This window comes from Aquibium microcysteis (assembly GCF_014495845.1).
GTDB lineage: Bacteria > Pseudomonadota > Alphaproteobacteria > Rhizobiales > Rhizobiaceae > Aquibium > Aquibium microcysteis.
On record NZ_CP061080.1, the window covers coordinates 989543 to 1013245 of the forward strand.

General features: G+C 68.3%; 22 protein-coding genes. 19 read left to right on the top strand and 3 right to left on the bottom strand.

Annotated elements, in window-relative coordinates; translation table 11 throughout:
* Positions 1 to 726 (top strand): ribonuclease activity regulator RraA, encoded by a 726-nt coding sequence (locus tag IAI54_RS04445; RefSeq protein WP_187971206.1) that lies wholly within the window; start codon positions 1 to 3, stop codon positions 724 to 726.
* Positions 727 to 763: 37 nt separating this feature from the next.
* On the opposite strand, the gene IAI54_RS04450 is transcribed toward IAI54_RS04445, so the two are convergent.
* The gene (locus tag IAI54_RS04450) at positions 764 to 1960 is read right to left on the bottom strand and encodes an NADH:flavin oxidoreductase/NADH oxidase (RefSeq protein ID WP_187971207.1); all 1197 of its coding nucleotides are present in this window, start codon (positions 1958 to 1960) and stop codon (positions 764 to 766) included.
* Between the two features lie 198 nt (positions 1961 to 2158).
* On the opposite strand from IAI54_RS04450, the gene IAI54_RS04455 reads away from it, so the two are divergent.
* The 8 genes from IAI54_RS04455 to IAI54_RS04490 all read left to right on the top strand — a co-directional run bounded on the left by IAI54_RS04455 (position 2159) and on the right by IAI54_RS04490 (position 10432).
* Entirely contained in the window at positions 2159 to 3790 is a 1632-nt protein-coding gene (locus IAI54_RS04455) for a long-chain-fatty-acid--CoA ligase (RefSeq protein ID WP_187971208.1), read from the top strand.
* Positions 3791 to 3915: 125 nt separating this feature from the next.
* Entirely contained in the window at positions 3916 to 5037 is a 1122-nt protein-coding gene (locus IAI54_RS04460) for an acyl-CoA dehydrogenase family protein (protein WP_187971209.1), read from the top strand.
* A 16-nt stretch (positions 5038 to 5053) separates the two neighbouring features.
* On the top strand, positions 5054 to 5830 hold the full coding sequence (locus IAI54_RS04465; RefSeq protein ID WP_187971210.1) for an enoyl-CoA hydratase/isomerase family protein: 777 nt from the start codon (positions 5054 to 5056) through the stop codon (positions 5828 to 5830).
* A complete protein-coding gene (locus tag IAI54_RS04470) occupies positions 5830 to 6993 on the top strand; it encodes an acyl-CoA dehydrogenase family protein (RefSeq protein ID WP_187971211.1) in 1164 nt (387 codons plus the stop codon). Before IAI54_RS04465 ends, IAI54_RS04470 begins: the two co-directional genes overlap by 1 nt.
* A gap of 48 nt (positions 6994 to 7041) precedes the next feature.
* Complete coding sequence (locus IAI54_RS04475; protein ID WP_187973013.1) at positions 7042 to 7836, top strand: ABC transporter ATP-binding protein; 795 nt, start codon at positions 7042 to 7044, stop codon at positions 7834 to 7836.
* Positions 7829 to 8575, top strand: coding sequence for an ABC transporter ATP-binding protein (locus tag IAI54_RS04480; RefSeq protein ID WP_187971212.1), 747 nt, complete (start codon positions 7829 to 7831; stop codon positions 8573 to 8575). Before IAI54_RS04475 ends, IAI54_RS04480 begins: the two co-directional genes overlap by 8 nt.
* Before the next feature lie 4 nt (positions 8576 to 8579).
* A complete protein-coding gene (locus IAI54_RS04485) occupies positions 8580 to 9461 on the top strand; it encodes a branched-chain amino acid ABC transporter permease (RefSeq protein ID WP_187971213.1) in 882 nt (293 codons plus the stop codon).
* A complete protein-coding gene (locus IAI54_RS04490) occupies positions 9461 to 10432 on the top strand; it encodes a branched-chain amino acid ABC transporter permease (protein WP_187971214.1) in 972 nt (323 codons plus the stop codon). Before IAI54_RS04485 ends, IAI54_RS04490 begins: the two co-directional genes overlap by 1 nt.
* Positions 10433 to 10474: 42 nt before the next feature.
* Here IAI54_RS04490 and IAI54_RS04495 read toward each other — a convergent pair whose 3' ends face one another.
* On the bottom strand, positions 10475 to 11254 hold the full coding sequence (locus IAI54_RS04495; protein ID WP_187971215.1) for an IclR family transcriptional regulator: 780 nt from the start codon (positions 11252 to 11254) through the stop codon (positions 10475 to 10477).
* A gap of 448 nt (positions 11255 to 11702) precedes the next feature.
* Here IAI54_RS04495 and IAI54_RS04500 point away from each other — a divergent pair, with 448 nt between their 5' ends.
* The 9 genes from IAI54_RS04500 to IAI54_RS04540 all read left to right on the top strand — a co-directional run bounded on the left by IAI54_RS04500 (position 11703) and on the right by IAI54_RS04540 (position 21151).
* Positions 11703 to 12461 carry an SDR family NAD(P)-dependent oxidoreductase gene (locus tag IAI54_RS04500; protein WP_187971216.1) on the top strand — a complete coding sequence of 253 codons (759 nt, stop codon included), beginning with the start codon at positions 11703 to 11705 and terminating at the stop codon, positions 12459 to 12461.
* An 86-nt stretch (positions 12462 to 12547) separates the two neighbouring features.
* The gene (locus tag IAI54_RS04505; RefSeq protein WP_187971217.1) at positions 12548 to 13774 is read left to right on the top strand and encodes an ABC transporter substrate-binding protein; all 1227 of its coding nucleotides are present in this window, start codon (positions 12548 to 12550) and stop codon (positions 13772 to 13774) included.
* Between the two features lie 68 nt (positions 13775 to 13842).
* On the top strand, positions 13843 to 14742 hold the full coding sequence (locus tag IAI54_RS04510; protein WP_187971218.1) for an SMP-30/gluconolactonase/LRE family protein: 900 nt from the start codon (positions 13843 to 13845) through the stop codon (positions 14740 to 14742).
* Positions 14742 to 16847 carry an acetate--CoA ligase family protein gene (locus IAI54_RS04515; RefSeq protein ID WP_187971219.1) on the top strand — a complete coding sequence of 702 codons (2106 nt, stop codon included), beginning with the start codon at positions 14742 to 14744 and terminating at the stop codon, positions 16845 to 16847. The genes IAI54_RS04510 and IAI54_RS04515 overlap by 1 nt, the downstream gene beginning before the upstream one ends.
* Before the next feature lie 22 nt (positions 16848 to 16869).
* Entirely contained in the window at positions 16870 to 17427 is a 558-nt protein-coding gene (locus IAI54_RS04520; protein ID WP_187971220.1) for a nuclear transport factor 2 family protein, read from the top strand.
* Between the two features lie 84 nt (positions 17428 to 17511).
* Positions 17512 to 18093, top strand: a complete 582-nt coding sequence (locus IAI54_RS04525) for a flavin reductase family protein (RefSeq protein WP_210321210.1) — start codon at positions 17512 to 17514, stop codon at positions 18091 to 18093.
* Between the two features lie 27 nt (positions 18094 to 18120).
* A complete protein-coding gene (locus IAI54_RS04530; protein ID WP_187971221.1) occupies positions 18121 to 19707 on the top strand; it encodes an SDR family oxidoreductase in 1587 nt (528 codons plus the stop codon).
* Positions 19708 to 19717: 10 nt separating this feature from the next.
* Positions 19718 to 20014, top strand: a complete 297-nt coding sequence (locus IAI54_RS04535) for a hypothetical protein (RefSeq protein ID WP_187971222.1) — start codon at positions 19718 to 19720, stop codon at positions 20012 to 20014.
* Positions 20015 to 20068: 54 nt separating this feature from the next.
* Positions 20069 to 21151, top strand: coding sequence for an LLM class flavin-dependent oxidoreductase (locus IAI54_RS04540; RefSeq protein ID WP_187971223.1), 1083 nt, complete (start codon positions 20069 to 20071; stop codon positions 21149 to 21151).
* A gap of 137 nt (positions 21152 to 21288) precedes the next feature.
* On the opposite strand, the gene IAI54_RS04545 is transcribed toward IAI54_RS04540, so the two are convergent.
* A complete protein-coding gene (locus tag IAI54_RS04545; protein ID WP_187971224.1) occupies positions 21289 to 22245 on the bottom strand; it encodes a glutaminase in 957 nt (318 codons plus the stop codon).
* Positions 22246 to 22447: 202 nt separating this feature from the next.
* On the opposite strand from IAI54_RS04545, the gene tuf reads away from it, so the two are divergent.
* Positions 22448 to 23623, top strand: coding sequence for an elongation factor Tu (tuf, locus tag IAI54_RS04550; RefSeq protein WP_187971225.1), 1176 nt, complete (start codon positions 22448 to 22450; stop codon positions 23621 to 23623).
* Positions 23624 to 23703: the final 80 nt, after the last annotated feature.

Below are 23703 nucleotides of genomic sequence, written 5' to 3' on the forward strand. Positions count from 1 at the left end.
ATGTCGGACTATGTGCTCGGCGACGAAACCCGCGACCGGCTGAAGCGGGCCTCGACCGCCTCGATCGCCACGGCCCTCTTCAAGCGCGGCCTGCGCAGCCAGGTCATCCAGGGCGCGCTGCCGGTTGCGCGCAAGGCGGGCACCATGATCGGCCAGGCCTTCACCCTCCGCTACATGCCCGCGCGCGAGGACCGCAACCCGATCTCCGTGTTCCGCAACGAGGACCATCCGCAGCGCGTCGCGGTGGAGCGCTGCCCGCCGGGCCACGTGCTGGTGATCGACAGCCGCAAGGACGCCCGCGCCGCCTCGGCCGGCTCCATCCTGGTCACCCGCCTGCAGGTGCGGGGCTGCGCCGGCGTCGTGACCGACGGCGGCTTCCGCGACGCCGAGGCCATCGGCGCGCTCGACATCCCCGCCTTCCACGTCCGCCCCTCCGCTCCCACCAACCTGACGCTGCACGAAGCCATCGACATCGACGTCCCGATCGGCTGCGGCGACGCGCCTGTCTTCCCAGGCGACGTGATCGTCGGCGACGGCGACGGCGTGGTCGTCATCCCCGCCCACCTCGCCGACGAGATCGGGCTGGAATGCGCCGAGATGGAGGACTTCGAGGCCTTCGTCTGGGAGAGCGTCCGCGCCGGCCACGCCATCATCGGCCTCTACCCGCCGACCCGCGAGGAGACGCTGGAACGCTATGAGGAGTGGCGGCGCCGGCGCGGCGGCTGATCGTGGACCGTCGCAAGATTTCGCGCCCGGTCGGGCGCTACCTCCGCCCCGGGGTCTCCGGCCGGTCCCAGCTCGCCACGCTGCGCGGCCGGTCGAGCTGCAGCGTCGAGGCGGGCGGGTTGGCCTGCGGGTGGACGTGGCGGAAGCCGAGCCAGTTGTTGGGGCGTGCGCGGATGTATTGCGGCGGGTAGGCGATGTCGGCGCCGAGCTCGGCCGCCGCATGGATGCCCCAGCGCGGATTGTCGAGCATCGGCCGCGCCAGCGCCACGAAATCGGCGGCACCCGTAGTCACGATCGCCTCCGCCTGCCTCGCCTCCACGATCATCCCGACCGCCATGACGGCAAGGCCGGTCGCCTCCTTGACCGCCTGCGCGAAAGGCACCTGGTGGCCAGGTGTCGCCGGCGGGATCGCGATGCCGGGGCGGATGTTGCCGGACGACATCACGACATAGTCCAGTCCCTCCGCCTCCAGCGCTGCGGCGAGCGCGACGGCGTCGTCGAGCGTCGAGCCTTCCGGGGTCCAGTCCGTTGAGTTCATCCGCAATCCCAGCGCCCGCTCGCGCGGCCATGCCGCCCGCACCGCGCGCACCACCTCGACGGCGAAACGGTTGCGGTTCTCGGCCGAGCCGCCCCAGCGGTCGGTGCGCCGGTTGGTGATCGGCGACAGGAACTGGTGGATCAGGTAGCCATGTGCGCCGTGCAGTTCGAGAAGATCGAAGCCGGCGCGGGCGGCGCGGCGCGTGCTGTCGGCGAAGGCGTCGATGATGCGCAGGATTCCCGCCTCGTCGAGTTCGTCCGGCGTCTGCCAGTCCGGGTCATAGGCGATCGGGGACGGCGCGACCGGCGTCCAGGCGCCTTCCTCCGGCGGCAGCGGCTCGCCGCGCCACCGCTCGGGGATCGTTCGGGTGGCCGCCTTGCGGCCGCAATGGGTGAGCTGGAGGCCGATCTTCGCCGGCGAGAGTTTCCGCAGCGCCCCGACCAGCCGGGTCAACGCCGCCTCCTGCGTGTCGTCGTACAGGCCAAGGCAGCCATGCGTGCCGCGGCCGGCCGCCTCGACCGCCGTGGCTTCGAGGATCACGAGGCCCGCACCCGACATCATCAGCGAGCCGAGGTGGACGAGATGCCAGTCCTGCGCGACGCCGTCGACGGCGCTGTACTGGCACATCGGCGAGACGACGATGCGGTTGCCGATGGAAATGCCGCCGATGCGGCCTTCGCTGAACAGAACGCTCATCCGGATCCTCCCTCGCAGATGTCACGCTCCTCTCCACCATCCCGCCGGGCCGAAGGCAAATCGGCGGCCTGTCTTCCGGGACATTTCACAGGTGTGAATCGACCCTGCGCATATGCGCAGTCGATTGACTTGCCACGATACCCCGCCGATTTTGCGGCGCGCCGGTGGAGGCTGGCTCGACTTCAGGGAGGAATGCCAATGCTGGGCTTGATGCAGGACAGGCAGCTGTTGATCTCGACGCTGATCGAGCACGCCGCCCGCTACCATCCGCAGGTCGAGATCGTCAGCCGCACCTGCGAAGGGCCGATCGTGCGCACGAACTGGGCGCAGGTCCGCTCGCGTGCCGCAAAACTGGCCAAGGCGCTCATCCGCATGGGCATCAGGCCCGGCGACCGGGTCGCGACCCTCGCCTGGAACACGCACCGCCACGTCGAACTCTATTTCGCGGTGTCGGGCATCGGCGCCGTGCTCCACACCGTCAATCCGCGGCTCTTTCCCGAGCAGATCGACTACATCCTCAATCACGCCGAGAGCAGGGTCCTCCTGTTCGACGTCACCTTCGCCGGCCTCGTAAAGGACCTGCGGCCGAAGCTCGGCAAGGTCGAGCGTTTCGTCGCCATGACCGACGCTGGCCATCTGACCGGTGACCTGGCGGGCTGCGAAGCCTACGAGGACCTGATCGCTGCCGAGGACGACGTCTTCGACTGGCCGCAGTTCGACGAGAAATCCGCCTCCTCGCTCTGCTACACCTCGGGCACGACCGGCAACCCGAAGGGCGTGCTCTATTCGCACCGCTCCACGCTGCTGCATTCCTTCACCGCCTGCGCGGCCGACGGCCTGCGCCTGTCCAGCGCCGACAGCGTGCTGCTCGCCGTGCCGCTGTTCCACGTCAATGCCTGGGGCATTCCCTATGCCGCCGCCATGTGCGGCGCCAAGCTGGTGCTGCCCGGCCCGCAGCTCGACGGCCGCAGCCTGTTCGACATCGCTGTCGCCGAAGCCTGCAACTTCTCCCTCGGCGTTCCCACCGTCTGGCTCGGCTTCTTCAAGCATGTCGACGACACGCCGGGCATCGACCTGTCGGGCCTGAAGCTCGAGCGGGTGGTGATCGGCGGCTCGGCCGCGCCGCGCGCCGTCATCGAGCGCTTCCGGCGCGATTTCGGCGTCTTCGTCATCCACGCCTGGGGCATGAGCGAGACGAGCCCGCTCGCCACCATCGGCAATCTGCTGCCGAAGCACAGGGAGGCATCGGAAGACGATCAGGTCTCCATCCAGGCGAAGCAGGGCCGCGCCATCTACGGCGTCGAGCTGCGCATCCGCGGCGAGGACGGCCGGCCTCTGCCGCACGACGGATCGGTCGCCGGCGACCTCCTCGTGCGCGGGCCATGGGTCGCGTCGGGCTATTTCCGCGGCGAGGGCGGCGACGTGCTCGATGCCGAGGGCTGGTTCGCGACCGGCGACGTCGCCAAGATCGACGCCGACGGCTACGTCCAGCTCACCGATCGTTCGAAGGACGTGATCAAGTCGGGCGGCGAATGGATCTCCTCGATCGACCTCGAGAACGCTGCCGTGGCGCATCCGGGGGTCGCCGAGGCAGCGGTCATCGGTGTTCATCATCCGCGCTGGCAGGAGCGCCCGCTGATGATCGTGGTGCCGAAGCCGGGCAGGGCGCCCACCCGGGAAGAGCTTCTCGCGTTCCTGGCCGAGCGCGTCGCGAAATGGTGGCTGCCCGACGACATCGCCTTCGTCGACACGCTGCCGCACACCGCCACCGGCAAGCTGCAGAAGACGAAATTGCGCGAGCAGTTCCGCGACCACCGGCTGCCGTCCTGACGCGCGGACGTCTGACCGCTTCACATTTATGAAACGACACTGCAGCAAGCTGTTTCGTTTGTACGCCAGCGAGGCTTCGCCTACCGTGCGGCGCAGGACGGCTTGGGCTGCATCCGGGAGGAATGATGCCGCAGACCATTTTCGATGATGCCGAAGGCATGCTCGCCATGCTGCGCGACAGCGTTGCGACGCTCGCTTCGCGCCAGCCAGGGCCGGCCTCGGTGCGCCGCAAGCGTGCGGCCGGCGCCGACACGGACCGGGCGCTCTGGACGGCGATGGCGGAGGCCGGCTGGACCGGCATTCTCGTTCCCGAGGAACTGGGCGGCACGGGTCTCTCCCTCACCGAGCAGGCCGTCGTCAGCGAAGCGCTCGGGCGCGCGCTGATCAGCGAGCCCGTCGCCACCGCTGCCGTGTTTTCGTCGAGCCTTCTGTCCCGGGCGGCCGCCTCGGCGGAGCGCGACCGCCTCGTGGCCGGCCTCGTCGACGGCAGTCTGACGCTGGCGCCGGCATGGATGGACGTCGCCGGCCGTGCCGCCGCCGCGCGGGTCGCGCCGGACGGCGGATACCTGATCTCGGGCGAGAAGCGTCACGTCGATCTGGCGCTCTCGGCCACGGACTTTCTGGTCGTCGCTGCCCTCGACGGCGGTGTCGGCCTGTTCTCCGTTCCGGCCGGCAGTGCCGGCCTGACGGTCGAGGCCGCCGCCGGCGTCGACGGCGCGGCGATCGGCAGGCTCCGCTTCGACCAGTGCCGGCTGCCGGACACCGCCCTGATCGCGCAGGCGCCGGGCGAGGCGGAACTGCTCGGCGAGGCGGTCGGCAATGCCCGTGTCGCGCTCGCGGCCGAACTCGCCGGCATCGCGTCCCGCGCGGTCGAGATCACCATCGACTACACGAAGGCACGCGTGCAGTTCGGCAAGCCGATCGCCAGCTTCCAGGCCATCCAGCACCGCCTCGTCGAGATGTGGTCGGACGCCGAATTCGCCTGCGCGGCCGTCGTCAACGCGGTCGAGACTCTTGCCGCCGGCGATGTCCGGGCCGGTCATCTGGCCGTGCTCGCCGCCAAGGCGCGGGCGGGCGACGCAGCCGTCTCGATCTGCCGCCGCGCCGTCCATCTGCACGGCGCCATGGGCTTCACCGACGAATGCGACATCGGCCTCTACCTGAAGCGCGCGATCAGCCTGAACGCGACGCTCGGCCAGCCGGAGGCGCTGCGTCTGGAATTCGTCAAACTGGAACGTGCGGCCTGAGGCCGGGAGGAAAACCATGCGCAACAATCTCATCAAGGTGACGATCGAAGACCGCGTCGCGGTCGTCAAGATGGACAACGCCCCGGTCAATGCCTACTCGCGTGACTTCTCGGAGGAGATGATCGAGGTCTTCGACGAACTCAACGACACGCCGGAAGTCCGCTGCATCGTCATCACCGGCCGCGAGAAGATCTTCTCGGCCGGCGCCGACATCAAGAACCGCCAGGCCGTCGGCGACATCAAGGGCGAGACCTACCGCCACCTGCGGCGCACGCGCGAGGTGTCGAACTGCATCATGGAATGCGGAAAGGCCGTCATCGCCGCCGTCAACGGTCCGGCGCTCGGCGCCGGCATGGGTCCCATCATCGCCGCCGACATCATCCTGGCCTCCGACAATGCCGTCTTCGGCCTGCCCGAGATCGACATCGGCCTGATGGGCGGCGCGCGCCACACCATGTCGCTGTTCCCGAAGTCGCTCGCCCGCCGCATGATCCTGACCGGCTACCGTGTTCCGGCCGAAGAGGCCTATCGCCGCGGCATCATCGAGGCCTGCGTGCCGCTGGAGAACCTGATGGACGAGGCCATGAAGATGGCGCGCACCATCGCCTCGAAGAGCCCGAAGGCGCTCAGCCTCGCCAAGCGCGCCATCAACACGGTCGAGCACATGCCCTTGCGCGACGGCTACCGCTTCGAGCAGAATCTGACCGTCGAGATGACCCGTCACCCGGATTCCAAGGAAGCCATGCGCGCCTTCGTGGAGAAGCGTCCGGCGGTGTTCAAGGACGAGATCTGATGGCGCCCGCGACCGACTGGAATGCGATGTCCGACGAGGCCTTCCGAGAGGCCTTCCGCGATCTCGTCGCGCGGCGGCTGCCGGCCGAGCTGCGCTTCATGCGCAAGCAGCGGCCGCTCTTCGACGAGGTCTCGGTCTGGTACCATGCGCTCGCCGAGGAAGGCTGGCTCGCGCCGGTCTGGCCGGTCGAGCACGGCGGCATGGGCCTGACGCCCGCCAAGCACATGATCTACGTCGAGGAATGGGGCCGGCTCGGCTGCCCGCGCATTCCCGATCACGGCCTCGGCCTGATCGGCCCGCTGCTGCTCGAACACGGCACGGAGGAGCAGAAGGCGCACTACCTGCCGCGCATCCTCACCGGCGAGCACGTCTGGTGCCAGGGCTACTCGGAGCCGAACTCCGGTTCGGACCTTGCCAGCCTGCGCACCGCCGCCGTGCGAGACGGCGACGTCTTCGTCGTCAACGGCCAGAAGATCTGGACGACGCTGGCGCATTGCGCCAACTGGATCTTCGCGCTGGTGCGCACCAGCCGCGACGAGAAGGTGCGCCAGAAGGGCATCACCGTCCTCCTGATCGACATGACGACGCCGGGCGTGCGCGTGCGCCCGATCGCCAACCTGCGCGGCGAGACGGATTTCTGCGAGGTCTTCTTCGACGACGTCCGCGTTCCCGTGGCAAACGTCGTCGGCGAGATCGACCAGGGCTGGGACGTGGCCAAGTCCGTGCTCGGCCATGAGCGCATCTTCCTCGGCGCTACCACGCGGCCCGAGATCGCCATCGAGCGGCTGGAGAAGCTCGCGCGTGCCCGCGGCGCCTTCGACGATCCGGCCTTCCTGTCGCGCTATGCCAAGCATCGGCTCGACATCTACGATCTCGGCTCTGCCTTCGAGCGCTTCGCCAAGGTGCTGCGAGACGGCGGCGAACTCGGCGCCGACGTGTCGATGCTCAAGATCTTCACGACCGAGCTCTACCAGCGCATCACCGAAGAGACGCTGATGCTGGCGGGCGAGGACGCACGCTTCTTCGACGACATCGAAGCGGGCAACGACGAGGTCGACGCGATGAACCTGTTCCTGGATTCCCGGGCGCCGGCCATCTTCGGCGGCTCCAACGAAATACAGAAGAACATCCTGGCAAAGGCCGTCCTGAGACTGCCGAGCTGATCGACTGCCGCGGGTTTCCCGCGTTCGAGGGAGGAGAATATGGCCACCATGGCTGATGCCGTGCCGGCAGGGGCTGCCGCGACGGCAACGGGCGGGGAATACGCATTGGTCGGCGAAGGCCTGACGAAGGTCTTCGGCGGCTTCGCGGCCGTCAAGGACGTGAACCTCGCCGTCCGGAGGGGCTCCATACACGCCCTCATCGGCCCCAACGGTGCCGGCAAGACGACCTGCTTCAACCTTCTCACCAAGACCCTGCAGCCGACGAAGGGCAGGATCCTGCTCAACGGCGAGGACATTTCCGGACTGCGGACCGCCGAGGTCGCGCGGCGCGGCCTCGTCCGCTCGTTCCAGATTTCGGCGATCTTCCCGAACCTGACCGTGCTCGAGAACGTGCGCGTGGCGCTGCAGGCGCCCTACGGCACCGGCTACCATTTCTGGCGGTCGCTGCGCGCCGTGGCGCCGCTCAACCGGCGCGCCGAGGAACTGCTCGAGCAGGTCGGCATCGTCGAGAGCCGGGGCATCACGGCGGCCGAACTCTCCTACGGCAAGAAGCGCGCCCTGGAGATCGCCACCACGCTGGCGCTCGAGCCGCAGGTGATGCTGCTCGACGAGCCGACCGCCGGCATGGGCCACGAGGACATCGAGCCGATCACTGACCTGATCCGCAAGGTGGCCGTCGGGCGGACCGTGCTGCTCGTCGAGCACAACCTGTCGGTCGTCTCCAACCTGTGCGACCGCATCACCGTGCTGCAGCATGGCGAGGTGCTTGCGGAAGGAACCTACGGCGAGGTCTCCAGCGACCAGCGCGTGGTCGAGGCCTACATGGGAGGGGTGGATGAATAGCCTTGCACAGCCGGCCGGTCCAGCGGGCGGGACGACCGGTTCGCCGCTGCTCGAGGTCCGCGACCTGCGGGCCTGGTACGCCGAATCGCGCGTCCTGCACGGCATCGGCTTCGACGTCCGGGAGGGCGAACTCGTCACGCTGATCGGCCGCAACGGCGCCGGCAAGACGACGACGCTGCGCTCCATCGTCGGCCTGATGCAGAAGCGGACCGGCTCGATCCGCTTCGCCGGCGAAGAGACCATTTCGCGCCGTCCGTTCCAGATCGCACGGCTCGGCATCGGCTATTGTCCGGAAGAGCGCGGCATCTTCGCCTCGCTCTCGGTGAAGGAGAACCTGTTCCTGCCGCCGGTCCTGCGTCCGGGTGGCCTGTCGGACGAGGCGCTCTACGAGACCTTCCCCAATCTGAAGGCCCGCGCCAACAGCCCCGGCACCAAGCTGTCGGGCGGCGAGCAGCAGATGCTGGCGATCGCCCGCATCCTGCGCACCGGTGCCAGGCTGCTCCTTCTCGACGAGCCGAGCGAAGGCCTGGCCCCTGTGGTCGTCAAGGAGATCGGCGAGATCATCAAGCGGCTGAAGGCGCAGGGCTTCACCATCATTCTCGTCGAGCAGAACCTGCGTTTCGCAAGGCTCGTGGCCGACCGCCACGTCGTGGTGGAGAACGGCAACGTGGTCGATACGCTGACCAACGACGAACTCGCCGCCGACATGGGCCGCGTCAAATCCTACCTGGGGGTGTGAGCCGATGTTCGACGGTATCTCCACGCAACTGCTCATGGGGCAGGTCCTGATCGGGCTGATCAACGGCTCGTTCTACGCCATGCTCTCGATGGGCCTCGTCATCATCTTCGGCATGATGCACGTCATCAACTTCACCCATGGCGCCCAGTACATGCTCGGCGCCTTCGTGGCCTGGCTGCTGCTCAACCATCTCGGCATCGGCTACTGGCCCGCGCTGGTCATCGCCCCGGTACTCGTCGCGATCACCGGCATGATCCTCGAACGCTTCCTGCTGCGGCCGCTGGCCGGCCTCGACCATCTCTACAGCCTGCTCGCCACCTATGCGGTCGCGCTGATCGTCGAAGGCCTCGTGCGCTACCAGTACGGTTCCACCGGTCTGCCGTATCAGAATCCCATTCCGGGCGGGGTCAATCTCGGTTTCATGTTCATGCCCTACTACCGGCTCTGGGTGGTGGTCTTCTCCGTCGTCACCTGCATCGGAACCTGGATCCTGATCGAGCACACCAAGCTCGGTTCCTATCTGCGGGCCGCCAACGAGAAGCCGCAGCTCGTCCAGACCTTCGGCATCAACGTGCCGAAGATGATGACGCTCACCTACGGCTTCGGCGTCGGGCTGGCCGGGCTCTGCGGCGTGCTCGCCGCGCCGATCTACCAGGTCTCCCCGTCGATGGGGTCGAGCCTGATGATCGTCGTGTTCGCGGTCGTGGTGATCGGCGGCATGGGTTCGATCATCGGCGCGGTCGCCACCGGCTACATGCTGGGCGTCGTCGAGGGCCTGACGAAGGTCTTCTATCCGGAAGCCGCCAGCGTCGTCATCTTCCTGTTCATGACGGTCGCGCTCTACCTTCGGCCGGCCGGTATCTTCAGCGGCAAGGAGCAGAACTGATGGTCCGTCTTCTCCTGATCGCCGCGGCGATTGCGCTTCTCGCCGTCGCGCCCTTCCAGTTCTACTCGGTCACGCTGATGACGATCATGTGCTTCGTCGTCTTCGCCTGCTCGTTCAACCTGCTGCTCGGCTATTCCGGGCTCCTGTGCTTCGGCCACGCCATGTTCTTCGGCGGTGCGGCCTACGTCACGGGTTATCTGCTCAAGTCGACCCCGCTCTCGATCGAACTGGCGATCCTCGCCGGCGCGGCCGCCAGCGGCCTGCTCGGGCTCTTCATCGGCCTGCTGACGATCCGCCGTCAGGGCATCCAGTTCGCCATGATCACGCTCGCCTTCTCGCAGTTCATCTATTTCATCCTGCTGCAGGCGCCGTTCACCGGCGGCGAGGACGGCATGCAGGCCATCCCGCGCAGCCCCCTGTTCGGCCTCTTCGACGTCGCCGACAACGGCACCTACTACTACGTCGTCGCCGCCATCACCCTGATCAGCGTCTTCGTCTACTACCGGGTGGTCCATTCGCCCTATGGCGAGATCCTGAAGGCGGTTCGCGACAACCAGCCGCGCGTGGAATCGCTGGGCTTCGACCCGGAGCGCATCAAGCTGCTCGCCTTCGTCATCTCGGCGACCATGGCGGGCGTGGCGGGCGGCATGAAGGCGACCGTCTACCAGTTCGCGACGCTGACCGACGCCTCCTGGCCCATCTCGGCCGAGGTCATCCTGATGACGCTGCTCGGTGGCCTCGGCACGCTGCTCGGACCGATCTTCGGCGCCGGCATCATCATCTGGCTCAACGACTATCTCGCCGGCTTCGGCGAGTGGGCGCTGATCAGCCAGGGCGTCATTCTGCTCGTCGTGATCGTCTTCTTCCGCCGCGGCTTCGTCGGCGAGCTGTCGGCGCTGGCGACCTTCCTCGCCAGCCGCCGCAAGGGCGAGGCGAAGGCCGACGCGCCGGGGCAGGCCCGGGCGCACTGAGCCGGGCATCCGCGTTTCGCGCCGGCCGCCCGCGCGGCCGGCTCAGAACCCGATGTCGATCGGCTGGTCGAACGGATCGGTCGGCTGCACGGCCCGCGCCGCCCGCTGCAGCGCAGCCAGATAGCGGTCGCGGTTCTGGCGGATCCGCTCGGCCGCGCCGCCGAGCCCCAGAACCACCGGCTGGTTCTGGATCGTGACCGGCAGGAGCACGCAGATCGTTCCGCCGCCGAGGAAGGGCACGTTCTCGGTCCAGCAGAATCCGGTTTTCCGGACCTCCCGCACCTTCTCCATCATGTCGGCGATCTTCACGCGGTCCGCGGGCTTCGGCGTCGCGATGTTGGCACGGCGCACGATGTTGTCGATCTTGTCGTCGGGCATCGTCGACAGGAGCATCCAGCCGACCGCCGACTGCGTCAGCGGCCGCAGCGTGCCTTCGTCGACGTGGAACCGCAGCGCATGCACCGACTGGATGATCTGGATGTACTGCAGGTAGACGTCGTTGCGGATGCCGATCGACACCGTCTCCCCGGTCGCCGCATGCACGTCGCGCATCGCGTCGAGCACCCGGCTGGTGCCGAACAGGGCCCGCGGTATCCAGTCTCCGAGCGACGTCACCTTGGGTGTGGGGAAATAGAGGCGGTCGCTGCGGTCGAAGTTCAGGTAGCCGAGCGTCACCAGCGTCTTCAGCAGCACCGTCGTGCTCGACTGCGGATAGCCGAGTGCGATGGCGATCTCCGACATCGCCCGTGGCTGCCTAACGCGCTTGAAATATTCGAGGATCTCGATCGCCCGTGTAGCCGACTTGACCTGCGAGTTCTGCATCGGACGGTCCATTGGCGAGGCGGAGATTCAGAGATGTGAAACTGCCCGCCACGTACGAGTTTGTCTGGTTCCGGCGCACTCCGCATGACAATGTATCGCTCGTCAAGGCCGAACACGCCGTGGCGCCGGGAGGAGACGAGACGGACGGCCCTTGGGAACGTCCGCGGCGGGAGGAGGATGAGCCATGCGGCTCGGGATCCTTATCGAACGATTTGTGCGGCAGTGCCGGCAAGGGAACGCTGTGGCGCGGCCCTGCGCTGGGGCGCGCCGACGGGCAGCGTTCGCCCGCGCTGGAAGCGTCACCGCGGGGCATGTGCGGCGCGCCCCTCCGCGGGGGCGCCTGTCTGCCGGGGTGCCGGCGGTCGCCCCCGGGCGTGACGGCCGGGCGGCCGCGGCGGTTTAGCCGGACGCAATGGAACGGGACGTGGACATGCAGGAAAGAACGACGATGGCAGGCAGGCTCGCGGGGCGCGTGGCGCTCGTGACCGGTGGCGGCCGCGGTATCGGCCGCGCGATCTCGGAGGCCTTCGCCCGCGAGGGCGCCGCGGTCGGCGTGCTCGACCTGAAGCCCGAGATCGCAGGCGAGGCCGCCGACGCGATCAATGCGGCGGGCGGCCGGGCCATCCCGCTCGTCGGAAACGTGGCGAAGCGCGCCGACGTCTTCGAGGCCGCCGCGCGGCTCGAAGCCGCCTTCGGGCCGACGACGATCCTCGTCAACAACGCCATGTTCAACCGATACGGCCCGCTCCTGGAGCAGGACGAGAAGACCATCGGCCTGATGATCGACGTCGGCTTCAAGGGCGTGATCTGGGGCTATCAGGCCGTCGTGCCGCAGATGGAGAAGGCCGGCGGCGGCTCGATCGTCAACATCGCGTCGCCGGCGGCGCTGCTCGCCATGCGGCACGGCGTGATGTACAGCGCCGTCAAGGCGGCCGTCCAGGCATCCACCCGCTCGGCCGCGGCCGAATTCGGCCCGCTGAACATCCGCGTCAACGCCATCGCGCCGGGCTCGACGCGCACCGACGGCGCCAACCTCGTCGTCGACGAGGCGGGCTGGGAGCGGCGACGCCAGAAGGTGCCGCTCGGCCGGCTGGGCGAGCCGGAGGACATCGCCAATGCCGCCGTCTTCCTGGCCGGCCCCGAATCCGGCTGGGTCAGCGGCGACATGATGCTCGTCGACGGCGCCATGACGTTCGCATTCTCGTGATCCATCGCGGCATGAGCCGTCGATGCAACCGTCTTCGATCGGGGTGATCTCCGGGGCATCGAAGATACTGAAGTGGAGGAAATGACATGAAGAAGCATGTGTTCAGATACGCGGTCGCCGGCCTGCTGGCCTCGACCGTCCTCGTCCCGTCGGCCTTTGCCGAGGGCATCTCGGGTGACGTGGTCAAGATCGGCGTCATGAACGACCAGTCCGGCCCCTATGCCGACAACGGCGGTCCGGGCACCGTCGAGGCCGCCCGCATGGCCATCGAGGATTTCGGCGGCGAGGTGAACGGCAAGAAGATCGAACTGGTCATCGCCGACGACCAGAACAAGCCCGACATCGGTGCGGCGATCGCGCAGAAGTGGGTCGACGACGAGGGCGTCGATGCCATCGTCGGCGGTTCGGCCTCGTCGATCGCCATCGCGATCCAGGCCATGATGGCGGAGAAGAAGAAGCCCTACATGCTGGCCGGCACCGCGTCTTCGGGCCTGACCAACGACGCCTGCTCGCCCATGGGCACGCAGTGGGTCCTCGACACCTATTCGCTCGCCAAGGGCGTCATCAAGTCGATGATCGCTGCCGGCAACGAGACCTACTACTTCATCACCGTCGACTACACCTTCGGCAAGCAGTGGCAGGCCGACGCGACCAAGTTCATCGAGGATGCCGGCGGCAAGGTGCTGGGCTCGGTGCTGCATCCGCTCAACAGCAACGACTTCTCGTCCTACCTCCTGCAGGCGCAGGCGAGCGGTGCCGACGTCATCGTGCTGGCCAATTCGGGCGCGGACTTCGCCAACGCGGTCAAGCAGTCGCAGGAATTCGGCATCCAGGCCGGCGGCCAGCAGGTCGTGGCGCTCGGGCTGCAGATCAACCAGGTGCACGGCATCGGCCTCGACGCGGTCAAGGGCATGTCGATCGTCACGCCCGGCTACTGGGATCTGAACGACGAGACCCGCGAATTCGCCGACCGCTTCAAGAAGCGTTTCCGCGACCGCATCCCCAACGAGACCATGGCCGGCACCTACAGCGCGATCACCCACTATCTGAAGGCCGTCAAGGAAACCGGCACGGACGATGGCGAGGCGGTCGTGGCCAAGATGCACGAGATGCCGGTCAACGACTTCCAGATGAAGGACGTCAAGATCCGCAAGGACGGGCAGGTGATGCGGCCGATGTATGCGGTGACCATCAAGAGCCCCGACGAGGTGAAGCAGCCCTACGACTACTACACCGTCACCTCGACGATCCCCGCCGAAGACGTGTGGCGGCCGGCTTCCGAGAGCAACTGCCCGCTGCTCAAGACCCAGTAAGCCCTCCCAAGGCTCCGGCGAAGGGGCTTCGGCCCCTTCGCCACTCTCCGATCCTCCAAGGCATGTCCATGAACCCGAAGTTCCATCTCGTCTCGCGGGACGCTGATCTGTTGGGCGAGAGCCCCGTCTGGGACGGTCGCGACCGCACCCTCTACTGGGTCGACGGCGTCTCGCGGCTGATCCACGCGCATGATCCCGCCACGGGTGCGTTCCGGTCCTGGAAGACGCCCTCGATGGTCGGCTCGATCGCGCTCGGCGCCGGCCGGACGCTGGTCGCCGGCCTCGCCGACGGCATATGGGAACTCGACCTCGACACGGGCGCCTTCAGTCCGATCTTCAAGCCGGAACCCGACCCCAGGGTCCGCTTCAACGACGGCAAGAACGACCGCTTCGGCCGCTTCCTGTGCGGCACGATGGGCGTGCACGCCGATCCGCTCGGCAAGCTCTGGCGCGTCGACCGCGACGGACGCTCCGAGGTCTTCGCCACCGGCATCCGCATCTTCAACGCGCTCTGCTTCAGTCCCGACGGCCGTACGATGTATTTCGCCGACAGCCTCGATCGCGCCATCCGCGCCTTCTCCTACGGTCCGGGCGACACGCCGGTGGGAGATCCGCGCCTGCTCGTCGACACGAACCCATGGGATTCGGGCCCGGACGGCGCCACCGTCGATGCCGACGGCTGCATCTGGGTCTGCCTGGTACAGGTTGGCAAGATCGCCCGCTTCACGCCCGCCGGCAAGCTCGACCGCATGATCGAGGCACCGACCGACATGCCTTCCTGCGTCGCTTTCGGCGGCGACGACCTCTCGACGCTCTACGTCACCTCGATCAAGGATTCCGGCTCCGGCCGCGCGATCTCGCGCCATCCGCAGGGCGGCTGCCTCTTCGCCATCGAAGGGCTGGGAGTCCGCGGTCTGCCCGAGACCCGCTTCGGCGAAACGACCGAAACGATCGCGAAGGCCTCCTGATGCTCGACCGTACCGACGCGCTCTCGGCCCTGCTCGCGCCGAACTCGATCGCCCTCGTCGGCGCCTCCGACGATGCCCAGCGCATCGGCGGCCGGCCGCTGCGCTATCTGCGCGAGGGCGGCTATCGCGGCGCCGTCTATCCGGTGAATCCGAAGCGAGACACCGTGCAGGGCCTGCGCGCCTATGCCTCCATCGCCGACCTGCCGGAAACGCCCGATGTCGCGATCCTCGCCGTCCCGGCGTCGGGAACGCTCGACGCCGTGCGTGCCTGCGCCGACCGCAAGGTCAAGGCGGCGATCGTCTTCACCGCCGGTTTCGCCGAGACCGACGAGGCGGGCCGGGCGATCCAGGACCAGATGACCGGCATCGCCCGCGAGAGCGGCATGCGCCTGCTCGGCCCCAACTGTCTTGGCGTGTTCAGTTCGGCGACCGGCTACTACGGCACCTTTTCGGCGATCCTGGACGGCGCCTTCATCGCGCCCGGTCCTGTCGGCGTCGTGTCGCAGAGCGGCGCCTACGGCTCGCACATCGCCCATCTGGCACGCCAGCGCGGGCTCGGCATCGGCCACTGGATCACCACCGGAAACGAATGCGACGTCGACGTCGCCGAGGCGCTGCGCTGGATGGTCGAGCAGCCGGACGTCAACGTCGTGATGGCCTACGCCGAAGGCATCCGCAACCGCGACGCCTTTGTCGAGGCGCTCGAAGTGGCGCGCGAACGCGAGAAGGCGATCGTCTTCATGAAGGTCGGCCGCTCCGAGGTCGGCGCGCATGCGGTGAGCTCGCACACGGCCGCGCTCGCCGGCTCCGACGCCGTCTTCGACGCGGTGTTCCGCCAGTACGGCGTCTGGCGGGCGAAGACCACCGCCGAACAGCTCGACGTCGCCTATGCCTGCTCGCGCGGCCTCTATCCGGCCGGCAACACGCTCGGCATCTTCACCCTGTCGGGCGGCTTCGGCATCCAGATGGCCGACGACGCCGAGGCCGCCGGCCTCGACGTGGCGCCCATGCCGGAGGAGGCGCAGGCCGAGCTGAAGGCGATGCTGCCCTACGCCTCGCCGCGCAATCCGGTCGACGCGACGGCGCAGGCGCTCACCGACCTGCCGCTGATGACGAAATACGTCGCGGCGATGCTGGAGAAGGGTGGCTACGATTTCTTCACGGGCATCTTCGGCAGCGGTCCGGCGAGCCCCACCTTCGCGGGCCGGCTGCGCGAGGTGCTGGAGACGGCGTCCGCCGCCTCGCGCGGCACCATCATGGCGCTCACCATGTCGGCACCGCCGGAGATCGTCCGCTCCTACGAGGAGAAGGGCTTTCTCGTCCACGAGGACGGCACCGCCCTGATGAACGCGCTCGGGGCGCTCGTCCACTTCCGCCGCTCCTTCGATCAGGCGAAGGCCGCGCACGGGCAGGTTCCCGCGGCCGAGCCCGTCGCGATCGGCAGGGACGCGATCGGTGAGCACGAGGCCAAGCGAATCCTGTCGGCCGCCGGCATCCCGTTCCCGCAGGAGGCGCTGGTGAGGGTGGGGGAGGACGCCGGTGCCGCCGCTGCCGCGATCGGCTTCCCGGTCGTCGTCAAGATCGCCTCGCCCGACATCGCCCACAAGACCGAGATCGGCGGCGTGATCGTCGGCCCGAAGGACGAGGCGGAAGCGCGGGCCGCCGCCGCCGAGATCCTCGCGAGGGCCGCCAAGCATCGTCCGGACGCGCGGATCGACGGCCTGCTCGTCTCGCCGATGATCGCTGGCGGCGTCGAGGTCATCGCCGGGGTGACCAGCGACCCGGCCTTCGGCCCGGTGGTGATGTTCGGCCTCGGCGGCGTCTTCGTCGAGGTGCTGAAGGACGTCACCTTCCGCGCCGCGCCTTTCGACGTCGCCGAGGCGCACCGCATGATCCGCGAGATCCGCGGCTTTCCCATGCTCGAAGGCGTCCGCGGTGCCCCACCTGCCGACGTCGACGCGCTGGCGCGGATGCTGTCGGACCTGTCGCGCTTCGCCGCCGCCAATGCCGCGGGCATCGAGAGCATCGACCTGAACCCGGTGCGGGTGCTGGAGCGGGGCAGGGGGCTCGTCGCGCTGGATGCGCTGATCGTGCCGAGGGCCTGAGGGAATGACCGGAGAGACGTGCATGGACGACGCCAAGCTGACGGAACTGCTCGACCGGGAGGCGATCCGCGACTGCATCTTCCGCTACTGCCGCGGCATCGACCGCGCAGACGAGGCGGCACTGCGCTCCTCCTACTGGGAGGACGCGCACGACTGCCATGGCGCCTATGTCGGGCCGGCGGACGGATTCATCCGGCATGCGCTGGAGGTCTTCCGCAAGGGCCCCCGCAACGTCCACCAGGTCTCCAACATCCTGATCGAGTTCGCCGGTCCGGAGGTTGCAGTCGTGGAGAGCTATTTCAACGCTCTGCAGCGCGGCCCAGACGGGTCGGGGACGGTGCGCCAGTATCTGCTCGCCGGCCGCTACTGCGACCGCTTCGAGAAGCGGGGCGGAGAGTGGCGGGTGGCCGACCGCGTGGTGGCCTACGACTGGGTCGAGGAACAGCAGCCGCCCTCCGAGGACGAGGCCACGCGCTTCGGTCCGCGCCGGCCGATCGGCGCGGCCTTCCCGGACGACGCCATCTATGCCGCGATCCGCAAGGCCGCGACGGCGCGGCCGGCCCCGTCGGCGGCCTCGTGACGGTCCCGCGTGCAGCCGGTCGGCCCGAAGAGGCGCGCGTCCGGCAGGGCGCGGCGTGACGATCAGCCAGGGAGCGTGAAATCCGTGAGCAGGACACGATCGCCGGACGCATCGCTCTCCGACGTCGGTCCCGTGCCCGGCGAGCCTGCGGCGTGGGCGGCCGGGAAGGCACTGCCCGCAGGCATCGAGGAAACCGCGTTCAAGATGGCCATGCGCCAGGTCGCGAGTTCGGTCGCCGTCATCACCTCGCGCGCCGGCAGCCGCATCAACGGCCTGACCGCCACCGCGGTCTGCTCCGTCTCGGCCAGCCCGCCGGTGCTTCTGGCCTGCGTCAACAAGGGCGCGTCCGCCGAAGCCATCATCGCCGAGAGCGGCGTCTTCGCCGTGAATTTCCTGACGGAGCAACAGCACGTCGTCGCGCGTCTGTTCTCCACCTCCAAGCTCAGCCCCGAGGAGCGGTTCGGCGAGGGCCGCTGGCAGGTGCAGGCCACCGGCGCTCCGGTTCTGGAAGGCGCTCTGGCGAGTTTCGACTGCCTCGTCGAGAACTGCATCGCGTCGGGTACCCACAGCATCTATTTCGGCCGGGTCGTGGCGGCGGAATCGCTCGACCAGGAAGGACTGATCTATCGCGACGGCTCGTTCCGTCGCCTCGCGCCCGTCACCTGACGCGCGCCGGCCGGGGAGGATACGGACATGGTCGAGACGGGCAGGATCGTCATCGTGACGGGGGCTGCGGGGGGTATCGGGCGGTCGCTCGCCGGGCTCTTCGCCGATGACGGCGATACGGTCGTCGCCGTGGACCTGCCGGGCTCGGACGTCGTCGCGCTGGCGGAGCAACTCGGTCCCAGCCACCTCGGGCTGACCTGCGACGTCTCGTCGGAAGCCGACATCCTCGCGCTCTACGCCCGCATCGACCAGCGCTTCGACCGGGTCGACGCGCTGGTCAACAACGCCGCGATGGGCCCGACCATGGCGGCCACCGTCGATACCGGGCTCGACGCCTTCCGCAAGGCGATCGGCGTCAACCTCGTCGGTCCCTTCGTGATGGCGCGCGAAGCGGTGCGGCGCATGAAGCCGGGCGGCGTCGTCGTCAACATCGCCTCGCTTGCCGGCGTGCTCGGCAATCCGCGCCGCAATGCCTATGCCGCCTCCAAGGCCGGGCTGATCTCGTTCACGAAGTCGCTCGCATGCGAATGGGCCGCGCGCGGCATTCGCGTCAGCGCGGTCGCGCCGGGCTACGTGCGCACGCCGATGGTCGCCGAACTGGAGCGCACCGGCAGGGCCGACCTCGCCGCCGTGCGCCGCCGCGTTCCGGTCGGCCGGATGGCCCGCCCCGACGAGATCGCCCATGCCGCCCGCTTCCTCGCCTCCGACCATGCCCGTTACGTCACCGGAGCGGTTCTGGCGGTCGACGGCGGCTGGGCATCGTTCAATCAGCCGGGCGAGGCGCATCCGCCCGTCGACGGCACGCCGCCGGACGAACTGTCGCGTCCCGACATGGCCGCGACCGGCCGCGTCGTGGTGGTCACGGGTGCCGCGCGCGGCATCGGCGAGGCGATCGCGCGGTCCTTCGCCGCCAATGGCGACACCGTGGTCGCTGCCGACCGCGACGGGGAGGGCGCCCGGGCGGTGGCTGGCTCGCTCGGCGCGCCGCATGCCGGCTACGCCCTCGACGTCACCTCGGAAGACCAGGTGGTCGCCGTCTTCGCCGACATCGCCGCCCGCTTCGGCCGCATCGATCTGCTCGTCAACGACGCGGCGGTGGCCGACGGGTTCAAGCCGGCGCTCGACCAGGGGCCGGCCGACCTCGAAGCCGTGCTCGACGTCAATCTCGCCGGCGCCTTCCTGTGCACCCGCGAGGCGCTGAAGAGGATGCGGCGCGGTTCGATGATCCTCAACGTCGGCTCGATCAACACCTTCCTGCCGTTTTCGCCCCGCCATGCCTACGGCGCCTCGAAGGCGGGCATCGACATCCTCACGCGCTGCATGGCCGCCGAACTCGGCCCGCAGGGGATCCGCACCGCCACGGTCGCGCCGGGCTATATCCGCACGCCCGGGGTCGCGGCCCTCGAAACGGCCGGGCGGATCGACGCGGGCGCCATCCGTCGCCGCATCCCGATGGGCGACATGGGCCGTCCGGGTGACGTCGCCGATGCCGTCCTCTTCCTGGCCTCGCCGGCCGCGTCCTACGTCAACGGCTCGATCCTCTACGTCGACGGCGGCTGGACCGCCTTCGGCAATGCCGGCGTCGCCAGCGAGCCGGCAGACGAGACGGAATAGGAGAAAGCGTATGATCGTCGACCATTCTCCCGCGGCCGGCCTGCGGCTGCTCGAACCCGACGACGTCAGGGGCTTCAAGCTGCGGCTGTCCGGCCATGCCGAATCGCGTCCGGCGATCGCCGGAATCCGCTTCGTCGACGATGGCAACGTCCTGATCGGCGTCGACCTCGTGCCCGCTCTGCCGGGCGCGCCCGACACGGCGGAATGGCGTGAAGCCTACCGCGCGATGGTCGCCTATGCCGCCGGCAAGGGATGGGTCGACGACGCGTCGAACGCCATCCGCGCCCATGTCGAGCGCCGGCCCTGAGGCTCGCCGCATCGGCACGCCGTTCGTGAACTGAGAAAGCATCGAGGAAACGTCATGGAATTCGGAACCTTCATCCTCGCCGCGCAGCGCGGCTACCACCAGCCGTCCGACGTCGTGCTGAAGAACTCCATCGAGCAGGCCGTCACGTCCGAGAAGGCGGGCTTCCACACCGCCTGGTTCGCCGAGCACCATTTCAACAACTACAGCCTCGTGCCGTCGCCGCTCATGATGGTCGCGCATCTGGCCGGCGTCACCCGCACGATCCGGCTCGGCACGGCCGTCTGCGTGCTGCCGCTCTACCAGCCGCAGCGACTTCTCTCCGAGATCGGCTTCGCCGACATCGTCTCCGACGGCAGGCTCGAACTCGGGGTCGGCTCCGGCTACCAGCAGTTCGAGTTCGAGCGCTTCGGCGTCGACGTCGACCAGGCGCCGGCGGTCTTCTCCGAATATCTCGACATCATCCTGAAGGGCCTCAACCAGAAGATCTTCGAGCACGAAGGCACGCACATCCGGATCCCGCCGACGGCGATCTCCGTGCGCACCATCCAGAAGCCCACCCCGCCGATCTGGATCGCAGCCGGGTCGCCGCGCAGCATGGGCCGGGGCTTCCGCGAGGGGCACAACCTCTTCGTCACCGCCCTGCATGGCGGTCTGGACGCCATCGCCGGCCTGCGCGCGATGCTCGAACAGGCGGCCGCGGCCGAGAAGAAGCAGGTTGGCGACGTGAAGGTCGCCCTGCTGCGCTGCTGCTATGCCAGCGAAAACGAGGCCGAGGTCGAAAGCTATCTGGAGAACGCGCGGTTCCAGCGCCGGCTCTCGGAGGCGCTGCACCAGCGCCGCCAGCAGAGCGAGGACGGCTACATGCTCAAGGAGACGCCGACCCAGAAGGATCTCTCCTTCGAGACATTGCGACAGAACCTCCCGGTCGGCAGCGTCAACCGGGTGATCGACCGGCTGCTGGAGGAGATCGAGATCCTGAAGCCGGACCAGATCGCCGTCCAGACCCAGCTCGGCGACTTCGACCAGAAGACCATGCTGAAGCAGATCGAGATCTGGGGCGAGAAGATCATCCCGGCAGTGAACAAGGCGCTGGGCAGCTCCACGCCGAAGGCGATGGCCGCGGCGGGGGTGATTTGACGGCACCGACCCGTCGCGCGGTCACGGCGCGGTCTCGGCCGTGACCGTCACGCCGCCGCGGCGGCACATGCCGGGGCGCAGCCTTGGCCGCGGCATCGCCGGCCCGCGCTGCGCCCGCCCGGCGCCGCGCGACTGCTCTAGCCGAAGACCGACCAACCCATGCGTGTGGTGAGCTGCTCCAATGCCAGTGTGCCCAGAAGCGAGTTGCCGTTCTCGTCGAGCGTCGGCGACCAGACGGCGATGGATGCGATGTCGGGAGCTATGGCGAGGATGCCGCCGCCGACGCCGCTCTTGGCCGGCAGGCCGACCCGGTAGGCGAATTCGCCCGAACCGTCATACTGGCCGCAGGTCATCATCAGGGCGTTGATGCGGCGAGACAGTCTGGCATCGGCCTGCGGGTCCTCCGCCTTGCCGTCGATACCGTCATGCATGAGATAGCGTCCCGCGAGCGCCAGCTGGCGGCAGGACAGCTCGATGGCGCATTGCTCCGCATAGAGCTTCATCACGGCCTCAACGTCATGGTGGAGATTGTCGAACGCTTTCGCGAGATTGGCCATCGCCCGGTTCTGGAAGCCGGCGCCCTTGCCATCTTCCGTCACGATCTCGTCTCGCCGCCCCAGCTTCTTCTCCCCCACGTGATGCTCGAGGAAGGCGCGCACGTCGGCATGTCCGCCGTGGTCCTTTGCCCGACCGAGCACGATGTCGCAGACCACCAGCGCACCGGGATTGATGAAGGGATTGCGCGGAATACCCTTGTGGCGTTCGAGATCGACGATCGAGTTGAACGGATCGCCGGAGGGTTCGCGGCCGACACGCTTCCAGACCGCGTCGCCGAAGGCGCGCAGGGCGAGCGTGAGGGCGAAGACCTTCGATATGCTCTGGATCGGAAACGGAACTTCGGCATCTCCGCCGAGAACCAGAGCCCCGTCGACCGTGGCAACGGCGATACCGAAGCGGTCGGTCTCCATCCCGCCGAGCCCCTCCACATGATCCGCTGCCTTGCTGAACTCCTCGATGACGTCCATCCGCCGGACGATCTCTTCCACCACCCGCTCGAGGTGGTCGAGGTCGACCTTGCGTGCCTTCTTTGCCATGATGTTGCTCCCTGCCGGGGCCGAAACGCGCAAGGAGAGATATCGCTCCACGGCTGGTTCATTGCGACGGGATCTTCCGTTGCCGGTCGCGCGCCTGCAGCAGGCCGGTCCGGCACCCCGCTCCCTCTTGTGTTTTTCGCCGGTTGAGGCTAAGCGCGCGGCAACCGCAACAGGCCGGCAACGGCCGTCCAGGGAAAGAGACATGGCAAAAGGTAAATTCGAGCGCACCAAGCCTCATGTGAACATCGGCACGATCGGTCACGTCGACCATGGCAAGACGTCCCTGACGGCTGCGATCACGAAGTACTTCGGCGAGTTCAAGGCGTACGACCAGATCGACGCCGCTCCGGAGGAGAAGGCGCGCGGCATCACGATCTCGACGGCGCACGTGGAATACGAGACGGCGGCGCGTCACTACGCCCACGTCGACTGCCCGGGCCACGCCGACTACGTGAAGAACATGATCACCGGTGCCGCACAGATGGACGGCGCGATCCTGGTGGTTTCGGCCGCCGACGGCCCGATGCCGCAGACGCGCGAGCACATCCTGCTCGCCCGCCAGGTCGGCGTTCCGTCGATCGTGGTGTTCCTGAACAAGGTCGACCTGGTCGACGATCCGGAGCTTCTGGAGCTGGTGGAGCTCGAGGTTCGCGAGCTCCTGTCGATGTACGAGTTCCCGGGCGACGAGATCCCGATCGTTCCGGGCTCGGCCGTGTGCGCGCTCGAGGACAAGCAGAAGGAGATCGGCGAGGACGCGGTGCGCAAGCTGATGGAGGCGGTCGACGCCTACATCCCGACGCCCGAGCGCCCGGTCGACCAGCCCTTCCTGATGCCGATCGAGGACGTGTTCTCGATCTCTGGCCGCGGCACGGTGGTGACGGGCCGCGTCGAGCGCGGCATCGTGAAGGTCGGCGAGACGGTCGAGATCGTGGGCATCCGCCCGACGACGTCGACGACGGTGACGGGCGTGGAGATGTTCCGCAAGCTGCTCGACCAGGGCCAGGCGGGCGACAACATCGGCGCGCTGCTGCGCGGCGTGGACCGCGAGGGCGTGGAGCGCGGGCAGGTGCTGTGCAAGCCGGGCTCGGTGAAGCCGCACACCAAGTTCAAGGCCGAGGTCTACATCCTGACCAAGGACGAGGGCGGCCGCCACACGCCGTTCTTCACGAACTACCGTCCGCAGTTCTACTTCCGCACGACCGACGTGACGGGCGTGGTGACGCTGCCGGAAGGCACGGAGATGGTGATGCCGGGCGACAACCTGGCCGTGGACGTGACGCTGATCGTGCCGATCGCCATGGAGGAGAAGCTGCGCTTCGCCATCCGTGAAGGCGGCCGCACCGTCGGCTCGGGCATCGTCGCCACCATCGTCGAGTGATCGGCGGGAGCCTCGGGCTTCCACACTCCTGAAATCGAAAGGGCGCCCATGAGGCGCCCTTTCTGCATCCGGGTGGCCGC

Coding starts and splice junctions, on each gene's coding strand:
- IAI54_RS04510 (WP_187971218.1), top strand. CDS start 13,843: ATGAACCCGAAGTTCCATCTCGTCTCGCGGGACGCTGATCTGTTGGGC.
- IAI54_RS04445 (WP_187971206.1), top strand. CDS start 1: ATGTCGGACTATGTGCTCGGCGACGAAACCCGCGACCGGCTGAAGCGG.
- IAI54_RS04465 (WP_187971210.1), top strand. CDS start 5,054: ATGCGCAACAATCTCATCAAGGTGACGATCGAAGACCGCGTCGCGGTC.
- IAI54_RS04475 (WP_187973013.1), top strand. CDS start 7,042: ATGGCTGATGCCGTGCCGGCAGGGGCTGCCGCGACGGCAACGGGCGGG.
- IAI54_RS04455 (WP_187971208.1), top strand. CDS start 2,159: ATGCTGGGCTTGATGCAGGACAGGCAGCTGTTGATCTCGACGCTGATC.
- tuf (WP_187971225.1), top strand. CDS start 22,448: ATGGCAAAAGGTAAATTCGAGCGCACCAAGCCTCATGTGAACATCGGC.
- IAI54_RS04495 (WP_187971215.1), bottom strand. CDS start 11,254: ATGCAGAACTCGCAGGTCAAGTCGGCTACACGGGCGATCGAGATCCTC.
- IAI54_RS04515 (WP_187971219.1), top strand. CDS start 14,742: ATGCTCGACCGTACCGACGCGCTCTCGGCCCTGCTCGCGCCGAACTCG.
- IAI54_RS04530 (WP_187971221.1), top strand. CDS start 18,121: ATGGTCGAGACGGGCAGGATCGTCATCGTGACGGGGGCTGCGGGGGGT.
- IAI54_RS04460 (WP_187971209.1), top strand. CDS start 3,916: ATGCCGCAGACCATTTTCGATGATGCCGAAGGCATGCTCGCCATGCTG.
- IAI54_RS04450 (WP_187971207.1), bottom strand. CDS start 1,960: ATGAGCGTTCTGTTCAGCGAAGGCCGCATCGGCGGCATTTCCATCGGC.
- IAI54_RS04480 (WP_187971212.1), top strand. CDS start 7,829: ATGAATAGCCTTGCACAGCCGGCCGGTCCAGCGGGCGGGACGACCGGT.
- IAI54_RS04470 (WP_187971211.1), top strand. CDS start 5,830: ATGGCGCCCGCGACCGACTGGAATGCGATGTCCGACGAGGCCTTCCGA.
- IAI54_RS04535 (WP_187971222.1), top strand. CDS start 19,718: ATGATCGTCGACCATTCTCCCGCGGCCGGCCTGCGGCTGCTCGAACCC.
- IAI54_RS04485 (WP_187971213.1), top strand. CDS start 8,580: ATGTTCGACGGTATCTCCACGCAACTGCTCATGGGGCAGGTCCTGATC.
- IAI54_RS04505 (WP_187971217.1), top strand. CDS start 12,548: ATGAAGAAGCATGTGTTCAGATACGCGGTCGCCGGCCTGCTGGCCTCG.
- IAI54_RS04545 (WP_187971224.1), bottom strand. CDS start 22,245: ATGGCAAAGAAGGCACGCAAGGTCGACCTCGACCACCTCGAGCGGGTG.
- IAI54_RS04500 (WP_187971216.1), top strand. CDS start 11,703: ATGGCAGGCAGGCTCGCGGGGCGCGTGGCGCTCGTGACCGGTGGCGGC.
- IAI54_RS04490 (WP_187971214.1), top strand. CDS start 9,461: ATGGTCCGTCTTCTCCTGATCGCCGCGGCGATTGCGCTTCTCGCCGTC.
- IAI54_RS04520 (WP_187971220.1), top strand. CDS start 16,870: ATGGACGACGCCAAGCTGACGGAACTGCTCGACCGGGAGGCGATCCGC.
- IAI54_RS04540 (WP_187971223.1), top strand. CDS start 20,069: ATGGAATTCGGAACCTTCATCCTCGCCGCGCAGCGCGGCTACCACCAG.